Below are 15754 nucleotides of genomic sequence, written 5' to 3' on the forward strand. Positions count from 1 at the left end.
GAGTGCATACGTATGGACAAGGTTGTAAAACGCAGGATCGAGGCGCACCGCATTCATATGAACCCAGGAGCACACAAGCATCGTTCCGTGGGCGGGAGCATTTGCATAACATTCGCCGAGTGTGGCCATACGGCGTACCGGAAGTTGTCGCAGGGATTACCCAAGACCATGAGTGCGCGTTGCGACGAATGCAGCAGCCTAGCGAGCGGTGTCCGCGTCAGAACCGGTCAGCCTGATGGGTCTTGGCTTGCATGGACTTGGGACGCTGAAACAAATCTTCCCGTCAGCCGAGTAGTTCCAGCCCCTTAATTGGGGCTTTGCCAGTACCAACACAAGGAGATTCACCCATGCCAGCACGTAAGCAAATGTCGTTAAAACAAATGGAAATCCATGCGAAAGCCTTGTGCTTCGACTGGAACGAAAAGTACCCAGAGGGCACTACCGTTGACTACGAGTCAACGCGCGGCAGCGGCGTGACCCTCCGCGCTGAAACAAAGGGCGAAGCGTTCGTATCAAGCTGCGAGGCGGTAATCTTCATCAGCGGCGTGTCTGGCTATGTATCCGTAGAGCATTGCAAGGCCGTCGAGTCGGATGCCGTAGTCGCCTGACCGTTGAGTATGTCGACAACCTCCTTAACTGGGGGGTTGTTTCGTAACGAAAGTCGAGGTATCCGATATGGCAGTAAAGCCTGAAGCTCGCTTTAAATGGATACGGGAGTGGATAGCTACGCACGGAGCAACTGACGTTCTGAATGCTGACTTTGTGAACGGGTACGTCAACGCAACACAGGCGCCCTACTTCGAACAAGCTTTTGGGGCGAACTCGTGTCGACAGCTTGGACGTGACCTGTCGGCAATGCACATGTCTGGTCAACTCACTCGTGGCCGGATCGGACTCACTGAGCGCTACACCGGCATGCCAAGCTGGGTCTATGTGTACAGCGTGCCACTTCAGGAATCCAATGGCCAATAAACCAATACTGAGCGCACCCGATGCCGCAGAGCACAACACGGACGCCGCCTACGTCGCCCAGGTTATCAAGCGTAGCGGCATGAGTCAGCGCGCTTGCGCTGCTCGTGTCGGCGTGTCGCACGCCACGCTCAAGAACTGGATAGCGGGCACGCATGAATGGTCATACCCGGCGCAATACGCGCTTGAGTGCCTAGCAGCGTTCACTGACGCTGAATGACCGACCTCCCCTCAAAGGCCCGCCGCGTGCGGGCCTTTTCATGGGTCAGCAAAAGATACGAATTAGTACGGAGTGATATCCAACCGTTGCAGGACAGCGGATAGCGAGAGATATCCACTGATATCACAAGGTAGAAAGTCAAAAGGAAATCAATTGATACCTACATATAACCAATAATATTTATGGATATCTAGAGATATCCATTGATACCAGATTGGTAGGGATATACAGTCGTACCTCGCAGTATCGAGAGATAACTCTTTCTATCTTCTTCTACTTAAGGTGTCGGATATGCCTACAACAGTTGCAGTGAGCCCCAAGGGCGGCGCAGGGAAAACAACGACCATGCTCAATTTGGCGCTGCAACTGGCCAAGAAGGGCGCCCAGGTGGCTTTGCTGGATGCCGACCCAAACAACCCACTCAAAGACTTCGCATCCGGTGGCCATTGCCCGGACAACCTGCTGATCATCCCGGACGTCAACGAGGACAACATCGGTGACAAGATCCGTGAGGCGGCGGAGAAAGTGCCGTTTGTTCTTGTGGATCTGGAAGGCACCGCGGCGAAGATCGTGGTTAACGCGCTTCAACAGGCGGATTACGTGTTGATTCCTATGCGTGGTTCGCATCTGGATGCCAAAGAGGCGGGCAAGGCAATTAAGCTGGTTACGGATCAGGAAAAAGCAGTTCGCCGTCACGTGCCGAACTACAGCCTGCCTTACTCCATCCTGTTCACCTGCACCTCCGCTGCCTACGAGACTCGCAACACCGCAGGTTTGCGCGAGGATCTGCAAAAGCTTGAAATACCGATGTTCGAAACAGAAATGAAAGATCGCGATGCTTTCAAGTCGATGTTCAAGTACCAGCGCCCGCTGGAAACTCTGGATCCAGCACTGGTGCCTGGGATTGATACTGCGATTATCAATGCTGAAGCTGTCACCGCTGAACTGTTGTTGAAACTCAAACCTATTCAGGAGCCCGCATCGTGAGCGGAGATCAACCAAAAGAGGCAGCTGAGGCTGCGAACGCCTTCGCGATCCTCGGCGACTTCAAGCCAAAATCCGCCACCGCTGCGCCGGTAGTTACCAAAGAGATAGAACAAGATATCTCTCAGGTAGCTAAAGATAACGGCTTCCATTCCCGCGAAGCCAAGCCCGAGCAGGCCGCGAAAACAAAGCGTTTCAACGCCGCGGAGCCTAAAAAGCAGCTGAACATCAAGATCCCCGTTCCGATGCATGATCGGTATTACCGCATGGCAGAAGAGCGTGGCATAAAGGTGTTGCACGAGCTGCTGGGTGATGCGCTGGACGCGCTGGAAGAGAAAGAAGCCAAGGCAGCCGAAAACAAGGAGTAAGCCGTGGATTTGTTCGAAGATGACAAGCGCCTATTCCTCAAGCCTGTGCTGGCCTTCGCTGACTGCCTGATGGGCGCCTTTGTCGCCGGGCCGTGCGGCTGCATCCGCTGCCTGGATGACGATGGAAGCCAGAAGGGCTACACGCACCTGCACACGGTAGATATCGGCGGGGGCGTGTTCAAGCGCCGCTTTGCCGTTTCGACCTACTCAGACGTGCGTGGGGCGCTGGCCAAGGCCTGGGAGTCTTTCTACAAAACCGTGTTGCCAGAAGGTGGCCGGGCCGACATGAGCGCCATTGCTGCGTTCGTGCAAGGATCCGCCGCCCGCCGCATTGAGCTGGTGCTGTATGCCGCTGGCGTGGTCAAAGACGTCGACGGCGCGCCGCATTTCATGGCCGGGGAAGTGTGACGGCCTCATAACGATAGGAGCGGGATTATGGCTGTTACAGGGCTTGGGCCTATTCAGGTCGGTGACATCACTCTTACCCCATCTGCCCACCTGATGGCTCTGGCCAAAGATGAGCAAACAGAGTTCAAGGTGGATGCCGAGGGCTATCCAGAAATCTGGCTTGGCGGGCGTCTTTGGGAGGTTTCGCCGAACGGGGTGCTGCCACCAAATACGATCCATGATCCGGGCGCACCTGGGCCGGTCGTGAGAGCAATGACGATAGAGGATCGAGCCTTTATTGTGGCTTGGCTGAGCCGACCGGAAGTCATTGAGTAACCGAGCAAATACCCTCCGGGGCGCCCACCGCTGGCGCCCCAAAATACGGGCCTGCAAATGATCAGGCCTGTACACCATGCAAATTTCCCCCATCGAGAAAGCCCGCCTGAGTTCGCGGCTTCTGGCCCTGCGCCAGATGTTGATCAGCGGCGCGCTCAAGGCGCTTGAGAAAGTCCGCGCCAGCGCTGAAGCCTTGGCCATCCGCAGCAAGTTGACCGGCCAGCCGCTGACGGCGCCGCAAGTCGATCCAGTCACTGCCGCCGAGCAGGCCGCAGACGACGGCCTGAGCGACGATCCCAACAGCCCCAACTATCGCTATGCCGACGTCGGTTATATCCCCGGCAGCCGCAAGGAAGAGGCTGCAGGTGCGATCCGCAAGGCGCGTGCCGAGGGCCGCATGCTGCGCGGCAGCGATATCGACTTCGATGCCATTGAAGAAACGCCACGCGAAGCCAGGGCGCTGGTGGTCAAGTCCAACCTGTTCGGCGTGGTCGACTGGGACGCGATGAAAGAGGGCGGTACCGAGCCCGCCGCCGCGTTCCTGATGGATCGCGTTTACGCCGCCATTGCCAAGGAACCGACTGAAGACAGCCCTGTGGCGCGTCGTGCCTACGTTTTGGGTCTGGAGACGCTGCGCACGCGCCTGGAGCTGTGCCAGACCCCGAAAGAGGTTGTGGCCACCCTGGACGAGATCCGCGACGAACTGCTGGGCTCGCAGCTGGAGGCGGACGAAGCGGAGCGCTACGAAGACGTTACCGACCGCGCCCGGGGCATGACGGAGCAGATCCGCACGCTGGAAGCCGACCAGAACAAGCTGCAGAACGCCATGTACGCGGCAAGTGGCGAGAACAACAAGGCGCAGCGTGACCTCGAAAACCGCGTGAGCCGCGGCTGGGGCATTCGTCCGGAACACGAGCAAGCGGCGCGTGACGCCAAGAAAGCCTACAACGATGCGATGAAAGCGTGGGCCTCTCTTCTGGAGAAGAACAAGCCCGCCATCGAGCAGCTGACGGCGGCGCGCACAGCGCTGTATCAGGAGCGTGCCGAGATCATGGGTGTGGCCAAGGCCCGCAACCTGAACTCGCCGATCAATCGCGCGTGGATGTCCATGGGCGATAAGTTCGTCAAAGCGCTGATGTTCCGCAGCCGCTCAGGCTCTGAGACGTTCGCCCGGCATGTGTCCAACGCGCTATCCGGTGACCCGAAGGAATGGGAGTGGGCTGACAAGAAGGGCGGCGAGGTTATCCAAGGGGCGCCCAAGGCGCCGACCAAGAAGCGCCAGACGTTCGCGCTCAAGGTCGTGGACAAGTTCGACCGCAAGGGCGGGCGCCCGGTGGAAGTCAATTCCACGCGCTCGCTACAGCAGCTGTGCGGCTTCAGGGCCGTGCAGTCCGGCAACTGGGTGCTGGATGACCGCGACAGCTCTAAGTGGCATGTGGAGCAGTCTGCGGGCGCCATGATGGACATGGCGGACGTGCTGGGCATCGACGAGAAACACCTGGGCTTTGACGGGCGCCTGGGGCTGGCGTTCGGCGCCCGCGGCAAAGGCGGGAAGGGCGCCGCCACCGCGCAATACGAACCTGTACTGCGCGCGATCAACATCACCAAGATGAACGGCGGCGGTGGTCTGGGCCACGAGCACTTTCACGCGATGGACAACATTTTGCCGGGCTTGCTGCGCGGTGAGGCTGGCGCCGCTGATGAGTTCGGCGTCGACAAGCCGGAGCTTGTACCCGAGGGGCCAATCCGCAACGCCTTTGTCGGGCTCAAGAAGGCGCTGACCGAGGGTGATCATCGGCTACCGGAGACGATCAAGTTCACGCCGCGCACCTTCGGAAATGCCCGCCTGAATCTCGAAAACCCGAGCAACGACATTGCCCGGCGCATCAAGGCCGCCGGTAGCGCTGAAGCGGCTGTGCTGGCCGTCGACGCCTATTTTGGCAATCGCACTGACACCCGCTCGCTCAAGTACAAAAAGAACTGGCGAACCATTGCCGCGGCGTATTTCTCGCCCGAGGGCACAACTGAAGTGCAGCTGAACACCGGCAAGGGTGTTTCCCGCTTCATGGCCGAAGCCGCAGTGCTGGACAACTTCAAGGAAGGCAAATACTGGTCGTCGACCCCCGAAATGGCGGCACGGGCGTTCCAGTCCTATCTGGAAGACAAGCTGACGGCCATGGATCGCCAGAACGATTACCTGAGCTGTCTGGCTGACAACAAACACCACTACTTCCCCGAGCAAGGCCTGCCGTTCAAGCCGTACCCGGAGGGAGAAGAGCGGGCGCGTATCGGCGCCGCGTTCGACGAGCTGTTCAAGACGCTGCGTGACGGTAAGGCCTTTGAGAAGGCGCTGGCCAACACCGCATTGCTGGATTCGATTTTTGGGGGTTTCGATGAGTAACCTGAGCCAACCGGGCGTGCTTTCGGCGATTGAGCGCGCGCGCCTGAGTTCCGAGTTATTGCAGATCCGTGCGGGACTGGTCAGTAAAGCGCTGTCGCCTATTGAGAAAGTTCGCGCCAGTGCCCGAGGCTTGGCCATCCGTGCGCAACTGGGGCAACCGGCGCCGCTTCAGGCTGGTGATGGGCCGGAAAACAAAAACGGCGTCTCCGATACGCAGGTAGGGCCGCATACCGGTGACGCCGCTAACGGGCCAGGCCAACAACAAGTGTCGGACGGCGCCGTCGCGGGCACTGTATCAGACGAACGTTCCAATATCACCCCGAGTGCCATCACGGGCCATCAACTGATAACCGGTCTACTACCGCAGAAAAACGGCGGCGTGCTGGTGATGGGCGACGTGGATGCGCTGGACGCCTACGCGCATGCCTATCTTGATCAGGCGAAGTACACCAAGACGTCGACGGGCTTGCTGCTGAGCAAAAGCCAAGCGCGGCTGGCGCAGTACCTGCCCAGCACGCAAGAGGCTTTGCCGTCGGGCGCGATCATCTACAGCTACGCCGAGGGCGGGGTATCGGTGGCCGTCGACGGGGAGCTATCCGGTATTGCCCGCAATCTGCCCGAGCTGAAAAGCCTGATGGCGCAGCGCTGGGGGCCGGAGAAGTACCGCAAGGTGTTCGGCGAGGATGCAGCGCAGAAAGACGTCCAAGCCTACGAAGACGAACAGGCCGCGATTGCCCAGCGCAAACAGGACAACATCGACACCGCTGCCCAGGCATTGACCGCTCAGCAACAGGCGCAGGATCTGGAAAAGGCTCGAAAGGAGGCTGAAGCCAATGAGACGGCGCGGATTGTGGCGGAGCGCCAGGCGCAGGAACGGGCCGAGTTTGACCGGACTATCGGCGCCGGAGTGTCCGAAAACCCGATTTATCAGGCCTATCTCGACACACTGGAAGAGCTTCCAACCCAAAGCAGCAACGCCGGGTTCCTCGGTTGGGCCGGGATCCGTGCGGGCGAGTTTGAGCGCCAGAAGGGCGGGCGCATATCTGCCAACAAAGACGAGTACCTGGCCTACGTGCGCCAGTGGGCTGACGAGCACCTGGCCGAGCGCGTCAAAGGTGCTTCAGCGGCTTCAGCGCCAAGGATAACAGCGAAGGGTAATCCGATCATTGATGAGGCGGTGCTGGCTGATCTTGGCCTTGTTCGCGAGGTGTTCGGGCGCTGGAAATATCGCTATGCGGTTGGGGCTACTGAGCTGTTCGCGACCACCAAAGAGGGTGCGATTGAGCAGGGGAGCGATGCTTATGCGAAGGCCGACCCGTCTGAGCTTCTGACCAAAGAACAACGGTGGGAGAAGTCGAACGCTGATTTTTACGCGGACTTTGATGCGCGTTACGGAAAAATGAGCATCGAGCAGGTGCGCAAGATCATGGAGTCGGCAAAACCTGACGCGGCGGGCCATATTGCCGCGATGCAGCGTGAGTTCGCTCCCGCCACCGGTCGCAGCAGCAGTGCAGCCATGACCACGCAAGGCAACCGCGAAGGTGCTGAGCTGGCGCGCAACTTGGAGCGCTACCTTGCTGAGCGACAAGCAAAGGAAGGTGCAAGCCAGGTCGAGCCAGTCACCGATAGTGCTCCGCCAGCAACACCCCAGCACGAGATCATTGAGTACACGACCAAACGCGACAAGGTGCTGCGCGGGATCATTCGCACCGACCTGACCCTGGCTGAAGCGAAGGAAATCGACCCCTACACCTGGCGTATGAATGGCGGTTACTTCATCCGTGAAAAGCATCTGACCGGCGACACGAGCGCGATTCAGGCCGCCCCGACGCCGGTTGTGCTCACTCCGGAGCAGGAAGCGGAAAAGCAGGAGCGTGATACCCGCGCGGCGCTGGAGCGCCAGCAGCAGGCCATTGCCAGCCAGGTGCAGAAGCTGCGCGCTGCAGGTGACAAGGCTATTGCCGGTGGTCAGGAAGGCATGAACGCCGACCGCAAGACCAACACGCACCGCCGGGCCGGGATGGCGGCGAGCGCCTACGCCCGAGCAGCTGCCGATGAGGCTGACGGCAAGACGCTCAACAGCATCGCCGACGCTATCGAGGTCGGCGCCGCCGGGCCGCTCACCAACCTCAACAGCCGTGCGCAGCTGCAGGAGCTGAAAAGCGCGCTGACCCGAGCAAAGTACGACTCAGAGCGCGAACTGACTTATAGCGAGCAGCTGGCGCGCCGTGGTCAGCCTTTCGGGGCCGAGATCCTGCAACACGTCAGCATGCCGCCGCGTTTGGTTTGGACGAGCTGGTACAAGAACGCCGCGACGACCATGGCGAAGAAGGCAGCGGCGGGCAACTCCAAGCTGATCGCCGCCCTGAGCAAACTCGGCGCCCGCACCGAACGCTGGGCGCTGGTGAATGACGGCGATATCGCCATCACCCGCAAGGCCTACAAAGTGCTGGGGACGGTCAAGGAACAGTGGGATCTGAAACAGCCGATGGAAATGCTGGCGCGGATCGAGCGTTTGAACCGCATGGGCATAACCAATGATGCCCAGCTGCAGGACGCGTGCCGGGCGCTGCTGCCGCACTTGGCCGAAAAGCAGGAAGAAAGCGCGGTGGTCAAAGCCGAGCGCGCCATTATCGGCCAAAAGGTGGGGATCGACTTTTTCCCAACGCCGGTTGCTGTGGCGCACCGCATGGCGCGCCTGGCGCGAATCAGTAAGGGCATGCGGGTGCTGGAACCAAGCGCGGGGAATGGCAACCTTGCCGACGCTGCAGCGGCTGCCGGTGGGGAAGTGGACGTGATCGAGATCAGCAGCCAGCTGCGCGACATCCTCACGCTCAAGGGCTATACGGCAGTTGCCCACGACTTCAACACCTTCACACCAGACGAGCCCTACAAGGCCATTCTGATGAATCCGCCGTTCTCCAAGCGCCAGGACGCCGAGCACATCATGCGCGCCTACGGCATGTTGGCCAGCGGCGGCACGCTGGTGGCGATTGCGGGTGAGGGCGTGTTCTTTGGGCAGGATCAGAAGGCCGAGCAGTTCCGCGCCTGGCTGGATTCCCACAACGCCGATATCGAAAAGCTGGAGGGCGGGACGTTCCAAGACAACGCGCTTTTGGCGCAAACCTCGGCAAATGCCCGGCTGATCGTGCTGCACAAGTAGCTGATCCGGCGGCGCGAAAACCATGCAAACCCCCGTCCGGACGGGGGTTTTTTACGTCTCAAAATCGTTGCTGACACAGATCGGGCGCAGCCCAAAAACTGGCAACGAGGTAAGACATGAGCAAGAGCAATATTTACGCGCCCGACACGACTCTGGCAGCGGACGAGCAGAAAGTCGGCGAGCTGTTGCGCCTGAGCCGCGCTGGTGGCGCCATGCTCGACAGCACGTCGGATACCGCGGTAAAGGCCATCGGCGAGGCCATCAAGAACCCTGACGATATGCTTCCGGCCCGTATGGCTCCTTTGATGGCTGCCGTGGACGAAAAGCACCGCCCGCAGGTTCTCGCCTCCATGCTCGACGGTATTCGCCGCTTTGAGTATGAGCACGGTTTCACCCCGTCTGCGGACATGATCGACTCGGCGCTGGCGCAGGGCCTGGCGGTTGCGGACGGCAGTGCGCCTATTCTGCCCGGCGGCGCAACCCTGGATAGCGTCAGCAGCTCGCTGCAATCGACGCCTCTGTCTCACCAGCCAAACCGTATTGCGGTGGCTATTTGCGGTGGCTTGGCCGAGTCTCTGCCGATTGGTGCTTACCTGCCGTCCGATATTTCGTCGAGCGAGTCGAAGCTGGCGATCATCAATAGCGTTGCGGGCTCCAACTATGGCGCCCACAAGGATGGCGACATTCTTGATGGTGTTAACGGTGGTCAGAGCTACATCAAAGCGGAACGCAGTGTGGAAGCGAAGCTGAGCGATGATCGCGCTACAGCGACCTTTGCATTCACGACCGACACGGCTGGTACCGGCGCCGCGGTTCCGCTTATTCCGACTCGCACCTATGTGAAAATCATGGGTTTCAAGGTTGCGATTGAAGTCAATCCAAACGACACCACCGCTTCGCGTCAAATCAGCGGCAAGGTAAAGATCAAAAATAAAGACACCCAGGCGGTGACTGACCACAACATTTCTGGCGACGTAACGTTTGCCCAGGGTAAAGGTGGTCTGGCCTTCACGCCTGCGCTTCCTGCGGGCACTGTGGTCAAGGTCGTAGGTTTCATTGACTACGAAGCCAAGCCGGAACTGACGCCTTCGATCAAGACCAAGGCAATCAGTCTCAGCCTGTTCTGCACCGAAGATCGTGTGCTGATGCAGACCACGCCTGGCGCCCGTAACCAGGGGCAAAACGAACTAGGTGCAGACTTCCTGACTGTCGCGGTGAACGCGGCACGTCGCCAGTGGGCACAAGAGCGTTATTTCCTGGCCCTCGAAAAACTGCGCGAAGTGGCGGCAAACACCGGTCGCTTCTTCGACTTCGACGCGGCGAACCAGCTGCTGCAAAAGTCGCGTGCTCAACGCTGGCGCGACTTTGCGGCCTTCATGGGCGAAGTGGATCAGGAAGTCGCCAACAACACCATGGAATACGGTATCTCCTACCTGTTCGTGGGTGCCAAGGGTGCTTCCAACTTCCGCACCATGGGGGCTGATGACTTCACCCCGTCGGGCGTCCAGGCACGTCCGAGCGTGTACCGCGTAGGCCGCTACAAAAATCAGTACGACGTTTACTACACCCCGCGCCACGTCAATGAAAACGACACCGATCTGGAAATGCTGGCTGTCGGTCGTGCGGCGCAGGTTGCGCGTAACCCGATTGTGTTCTCTGACGCTCTGGCACCAACGCTGATCCCGCTGGGCATCCTGAGCGACCTGAAATCGGGCGCAGCGCTGTATGGCCGCAACCTGACCGAGATCAACCCGCACGACCTGTCTGCAATGGGCTGCGCGCTGATCACCGTCAAAAACGTCGACACACTGGTGGACTGATAAGGGGGCTACATGGCTAAGGCAACTAAACCCGCCAGCGAAACGGAGGCTAAAAAGCCTCGGGCAACTCGCCAGGCTGCTGCTAAAGCCAGTGATGCCCTCGACACCAAAGAAACGGGCGCGAATGCGCCCGTTTCTTCACCCGTCGATAAGGCAGCAACTGGTGACACCTCAACCGTAACGAATCCGCCCGTTTCACCGGCTGCCGACGCGCCGCCGGTTGAGGGCGCTGGCCAAGCCGACCAACCGACCACGCAGCTTGTGGTGCGGGAGCGGGTTTTCTTCCCCGGTATGGGGCGATTCCCGGAGGGCTGGAAGCCGAAACCGCCGCCTGAAAGCGATGACGCTGACGACGCCGGAGGCACGCAAACCACCGACGAAGAGGGCGCCGCTGAGGCCGTACAGTCTTCGGTGTGGGGTTTGCCGGACATTGCCGAATTTCCTGCCGAACTGACCCTAGTGAACAACACCCGGAACATCCTTGTGGTGCGCCCGTTGAACACCAGGCTTTTGCAGTTTGGTCAGGCAGTTGTGCAGTGCCCGACGGCCAAGCAGTACGACGCAATCAAACGCGAATTCGCTGGCCGTGCGCTGCGAGAGCGCTGGGATTCAGACAAGGGCTTACAGGTGAAACATGGCGAAGATTGAGATCAAGAAGGGTGACGGGGATGACCCGAGCGAGTTGGCGAAAGCCATCTGTGCCATCGGGAAATTTCCATTTACCGCAACCCTCACCCACAAGGCGGTCAAGCCGTTGTTCGTACCCTCGACGGGCATGAGTGACGTGATCGCTCCGGGCAAGGAAGGCGTGTCGTTCAAGGTTAAGAACTTTGAGCAGGCCTGGGTGCTGGTCACCGATAGCGCGGCGTTGGCGTCCCGCTACAACAGCGACGAGGAAGGCTTTGTGGTTATCGAAGTTCCGGACGTCGAGAAAGAAAAGACATCGCCACGTAAAGCCGCCGACAAGGCTGCTGGCGTAACGACTGAGGGGGCTGCAAATGAATAACATGTCCCGCGCCATCAACAAGCGCTCCGGCGTCCAGCAGAACTACATCGCCGACAAGTCCGAGATCGGTTCTGTCGCATCGGATTACAACGGCGGGTTTATCGGTCGTTTCACCCGTGGCCGTGTCGACAAGGTGTTTGCTGTTTCGGCTGAACGCATTGACCGCAAGCTGGGCGCTGCGGTGAGTCTGACCGTCTCTGCATTGGGCGAAGCGCAGATTCAGATCTCCGAGGCGTTCCGCACCGGCATGCAACAGGCAATCGTTTCTCGCCTGATCGCGACGGACTCTGTGAACAAGCTTCTGATCGCGACCGCGACTGTTCCACCGGAAGGCGGTGGCGCGGTTCCGGTAGTGTGGAGCACCGGGCTCCAAAGCGAGGGGCTGCCGGAAGGCGCTCTGATCGCGTTCAAGCACCTTGAGTGCTTCAACGATGGGCTGGTCTGTGAAATTAACGCGCAAGCGGCTGAGGACGCGCAGGGCAAGGCTGTGCCGTCGAAGATTATCACTGTGCAGTTCGTGGATCCGGCGAGCGATAAAACCATCATCGGGCCATTCACCGGTTCCCTGGATCCTCGGGCCATCGACGAGTTCGGCAACAGCAACTACATCGCCGACGTCATCGACAAGGGTACCGATGATCTGGACGTGATCGAGGTCGCGGCGGATGCGTCAGTACCGGTGGCGTGTGGCTTCTACGGCAAGGCCAACAATCAGGACAAGTTCGCGTCGGCGAAGCTGGACTACTTTACCGAAGGCCGAACCGTCTACACCGCGGCGGAAATGGCTGCCGGTGCTGATCGTCTGCGCCGCTCCAAGCCGAACTTCACTTACCTGAACGCGGGCGGTACCGAGAACGTTGCACTGCTGTCACTGATCGCTGACCTGGGCAAAGAGCTGAACAAGCAGTTCCCGTTCGACGTGCCTGGGCGCTTGTCGCCGGAGGCTGCGGTGTCGTTTGTGCAGTCGATTGGCGCCAGCGTCAAAACCCTGTATGCGCAAGCCTACTGGGCACCGCTCAAGCGTGACAATCCGATTGCCGGTGGTAAGGCGTTCTTCGGCACTTCAGGCCAACAAATCGGCCTGCGCTGCGCGCGTAACGCTCAGGTGAACTCCAAGGGTATCGCGCCGCGTAACCGCGTGATTGCAGGCAGTGATTACGGCCTGAGCGGTACCAACATCACGCAGACGTATGACGTGAACGAAGTGGATGACCTGGAGCTGTTGGCGGAAAACCAGATCAACCCGTGCATCTTCAAGGACTACCCAACCAGCGGCGGCAAATACGCTTGGCTCGACTCGCTGACCGGTGCGCAAACCACTGGCGCCAGCAAGTTGATCGCCGTGGCCGAAATGGCGACGTTCCTCGACGACAAGGTTGCGGCCTACGGCCAGGAAACGCTGCAAAAGCCAATGAACGACGCCATCACCATGATGACGCGATTCATGGCTAAAAACCTGCTGCCTGCCTGTGAATCGGCGGGTTGGTTCAACGGCACCGCCGAGCTGAACGGTGCGGCCTGGCAAACACAGGTGAAGCCGGACGAATCGGCGCCTTACGACGTCATGTCGGTGATGTTCGACGTCTGCTACCAGGGTACGAACCGTATCACCAAAGCTCAACAAAGCATCATTCGCCAGTCTTAAGGGGGCTTATATGAACCTGCTCAGTGACATCTTGAAAAACTCGACCGCCATGGCGGACGCCGTGCATAAGGCCGCTGCTGGTCAAAGCGACACCAGCGCCAACATGCTCGACAACGCGAGCAACGCAAACAATGACGCCGAAGTGCCGGACATTGTTTACACCGAAGACATGCGCCTGGATGCCACGCGCGTGATTGCCGAGTGGGCGCAAACCGATGACCTCGACGGTGATGAGGGCTACGGTGATCGCCTGCTGGCGCTGATCGTCGGTACCGCCGCGCACAGCGACACCGACCTGACCGAAGATGAAGTGCAATACGCGGGCATGGTCGCCGAAGTCGTGGGCGACTATCTGGAAGACAAGGGCATTCCAGAAGAGGACATCGACGCGCTGATCGGCGATGCCACCTTCGACAACGACGTCGCCGAGCGTGTGCATGAAGCACTGCTGGACAAGCTGCCGGATGGTGAAGAAGCCATGCTGGATGACGCCGGGCGCTTTGTTGATGGCGATGACGACGACAAGATGCTGGATGCAACCTACCGCAAAAAGGTGGTGATCCGCGGCGGCAAGAAGGTGCGGATCAACAAGCGTATCGCGGGCACCATTCGCCTCAACTCCGCGCAGAAGGCCGCGGTTCGCAAGATGCAGCGCAAGGCCTTCAGTGGCGCCGCAAAGATCCACCGCGCCAAATCCATGCGCCTGCGCAAGAAAATGGGCTTGTAAGCCATGGACTTCAGCATCGACAAGGGCGTGGCGTATGCGTCCAACTCTCTCAAGGGTGTGACCGGCACCCTTGTGGGGAGCACGTCGAACAAACTGCTGGGGTCTGCCGCAAGCGCCGTAGAGCGAGCGGGTGAAGGGCTTATCACTGGCGTGGCCACGCAAGCGGAAAACAAGCTTGCGGGGTTCGTCGGTGGTAAAGAAAACCTGAACCTGCTCAAAAGCGGTGCCCAGAAGGTCACCGGCACCGTCTCGGCACTGTGGAACGGGGAAACAACCTTTTCGGAGGTCGGCGAGAAAATCAGCGGTTCCGTCGATGCGTTGCTTGACGGTGATAAGGCCGGGATAGCATTCGGTGGCGCCGTTGATTCGCTGCTGGGCATGAAGATGTCCAACAACGACCTGGGCAGCGACTGGGGGAGCATGTCGCCGCTGCTGATGGCGCGCATATTTGTGTGCGACTCCAAAGGCGTGGCCGACATCAAGGAATACGAAGGGGTGTTTGGCCCTATGGAAGAGGGTTCGTTTGAGGCAACCTTGAACTGGCAAAGCCCTTTCGAAAACATGGGGCCGGAAACCAAGGCTCCAGCGCTGACGGCAATGATTCAAAGCGGTTCGCTGGTGCCGGTGATCAATGCCCTGCAAGCAGTAAACCCCGACCCGAATGGCAAGGTCGGCAATCTTCTCGATACGGGTGCCGACAAGCTCAAGGCCGCGGTAAAAGAGCTGGAAGGTCGCACGGGCATGACCAAGTTGAATTCCCGCCAGGTGTTCAGTGGCTCGCCGCCTACGCGCATCAACTTCAGCATGGAGTTTCGCGCGACGACGGACGCCGCTTCGCAGGTGATGGCCCCGCTACAGCGGTTACTGGAGTGGGTTTTCCCGCAGGATCTGGCAGAAGAGGGGATTCTGAGCGAGCTATTGCAGACTGCTCGCGACGTGGACAGCTTTATCAAGGCGCTGTTTCCATCGTTCGCGCCGAAGCTGCTCGGGCTGACTTATGCAGCGCAGACCTATTCCCCGATGGTGGTGGAAACGATCAGCTACCCGCTGCACGGCCCGAAGGACGATAGGGGGAATTTCCTCAACCTGACGGTGCAAGTCAGTATGGCCACGCTCACAGCGCTGGATCGCCCGGACATCAAGCGATTCTTTGCTCGATAACGCTGCGTGAAACCATGCAAACCCCGCCACTGAGCGGGGTTTTTTATGCCCGATCATTGGCCTGAATACACACACTCAGGGGTGTCACCGATGACAGTCAATACGCATCAGGTGCTGTCCAGCACCTTCCAGAACACGCTAGACCTGGGGCGCAAAGCCTCGACCGCCGACGCGGTGCTGGTGATCCATTCCGCAGGGATGGAAAAGCTGCAACTACTGGTTAAGCAGTTCCCGTGGCCAGTGGCGACGGTCAAGGACGCCATGGAGTTTTTTGGCCCGAACGGTCAAGCGATGGCGCAGCCGCAGAACAACAAAACCAAGTTCGAAGGCCCAGTAGCCATTTACGAGGTGCAGGCAGGCACCGTCGGTCAAGAGCTGGTCAAGCTGATCGAGGCCGGTGCAGTTTTCGACGCGACGGCTTACGCGGGGCGTCCGGACGATCATGCCTACAGCTACGACATCAAGGGCGCCTTTATGGTGATGGATACCCCTGATCGCGACTGGGAAAACGATACGGCGCTGTTGCTGGCGGGTACGTTGCACTTCCACTGGTTCGCCAACCAGTAA

15 protein-coding genes are annotated in these 15754 nt (G+C 59.5%); all 15 read left to right on the forward strand.

Going from position 1 to position 15754, the window contains the following annotated elements:
• The first annotated feature begins 347 nt into the window (after positions 1 to 347).
• The 15 genes from AC3WMT_RS24755 to AC3WMT_RS24825 all read left to right on the forward strand — a co-directional run bounded on the left by AC3WMT_RS24755 (position 348) and on the right by AC3WMT_RS24825 (position 15754).
• Positions 348 to 608, forward strand: a complete 261-nt coding sequence (locus AC3WMT_RS24755) for a hypothetical protein (RefSeq protein ID WP_103305950.1) — start codon at positions 348 to 350, stop codon at positions 606 to 608.
• 353 nt (positions 609 to 961) lie between these two features.
• A complete protein-coding gene (locus tag AC3WMT_RS24760; protein WP_103305952.1) occupies positions 962 to 1189 on the forward strand; it encodes a helix-turn-helix domain-containing protein in 228 nt (75 codons plus the stop codon).
• 291 nt (positions 1190 to 1480) lie between these two features.
• Positions 1481 to 2176: an AAA family ATPase gene (locus AC3WMT_RS24765; protein ID WP_103305953.1), complete on the forward strand. Its 696-nt coding sequence runs from the start codon at positions 1481 to 1483 to the stop codon at positions 2174 to 2176.
• Positions 2173 to 2541 (forward strand): stability/partitioning determinant, encoded by a 369-nt coding sequence (locus AC3WMT_RS24770; protein WP_103305954.1) that lies wholly within the window; start codon positions 2173 to 2175, stop codon positions 2539 to 2541. Before AC3WMT_RS24765 ends, AC3WMT_RS24770 begins: the two co-directional genes overlap by 4 nt.
• Before the next feature lie 3 nt (positions 2542 to 2544).
• Positions 2545 to 2949: a hypothetical protein gene (locus AC3WMT_RS24775; RefSeq protein ID WP_103305955.1), complete on the forward strand. Its 405-nt coding sequence runs from the start codon at positions 2545 to 2547 to the stop codon at positions 2947 to 2949.
• 27 nt (positions 2950 to 2976) lie between these two features.
• Entirely contained in the window at positions 2977 to 3264 is a 288-nt protein-coding gene (locus AC3WMT_RS24780) for a hypothetical protein (protein ID WP_103305956.1), read from the forward strand.
• Positions 3265 to 3340: 76 nt separating this feature from the next.
• Positions 3341 to 5665, forward strand: a complete 2325-nt coding sequence (locus AC3WMT_RS24785) for an LPD1 domain-containing protein (RefSeq protein ID WP_103305957.1) — start codon at positions 3341 to 3343, stop codon at positions 5663 to 5665.
• Positions 5666 to 5795: 130 nt separating this feature from the next.
• Positions 5796 to 8828, forward strand: a complete 3033-nt coding sequence (locus tag AC3WMT_RS24790; RefSeq protein ID WP_146041265.1) for a hypothetical protein — start codon at positions 5796 to 5798, stop codon at positions 8826 to 8828.
• A 116-nt stretch (positions 8829 to 8944) separates the two neighbouring features.
• Positions 8945 to 10648, forward strand: coding sequence for a hypothetical protein (locus tag AC3WMT_RS24795; RefSeq protein WP_103305959.1), 1704 nt, complete (start codon positions 8945 to 8947; stop codon positions 10646 to 10648).
• Between the two features lie 12 nt (positions 10649 to 10660).
• Complete coding sequence (locus AC3WMT_RS24800; protein ID WP_146041266.1) at positions 10661 to 11296, forward strand: hypothetical protein; 636 nt, start codon at positions 10661 to 10663, stop codon at positions 11294 to 11296.
• Complete coding sequence (locus AC3WMT_RS24805) at positions 11283 to 11654, forward strand: hypothetical protein (RefSeq protein WP_103305961.1); 372 nt, start codon at positions 11283 to 11285, stop codon at positions 11652 to 11654. The genes AC3WMT_RS24800 and AC3WMT_RS24805 overlap by 14 nt, the downstream gene beginning before the upstream one ends.
• Positions 11647 to 13299 (forward strand): hypothetical protein, encoded by a 1653-nt coding sequence (locus tag AC3WMT_RS24810; RefSeq protein WP_146041267.1) that lies wholly within the window; start codon positions 11647 to 11649, stop codon positions 13297 to 13299. Before AC3WMT_RS24805 ends, AC3WMT_RS24810 begins: the two co-directional genes overlap by 8 nt.
• A gap of 10 nt (positions 13300 to 13309) precedes the next feature.
• Positions 13310 to 14026: a hypothetical protein gene (locus AC3WMT_RS24815; protein WP_103305963.1), complete on the forward strand. Its 717-nt coding sequence runs from the start codon at positions 13310 to 13312 to the stop codon at positions 14024 to 14026.
• A gap of 3 nt (positions 14027 to 14029) precedes the next feature.
• On the forward strand, positions 14030 to 15187 hold the full coding sequence (locus tag AC3WMT_RS24820; protein ID WP_103305964.1) for a hypothetical protein: 1158 nt from the start codon (positions 14030 to 14032) through the stop codon (positions 15185 to 15187).
• Between the two features lie 90 nt (positions 15188 to 15277).
• Positions 15278 to 15754, forward strand: coding sequence for a hypothetical protein (locus tag AC3WMT_RS24825; protein ID WP_103305965.1), 477 nt, complete (start codon positions 15278 to 15280; stop codon positions 15752 to 15754).

The organism is Pseudomonas sp. FW305-7 (assembly GCF_058786735.1).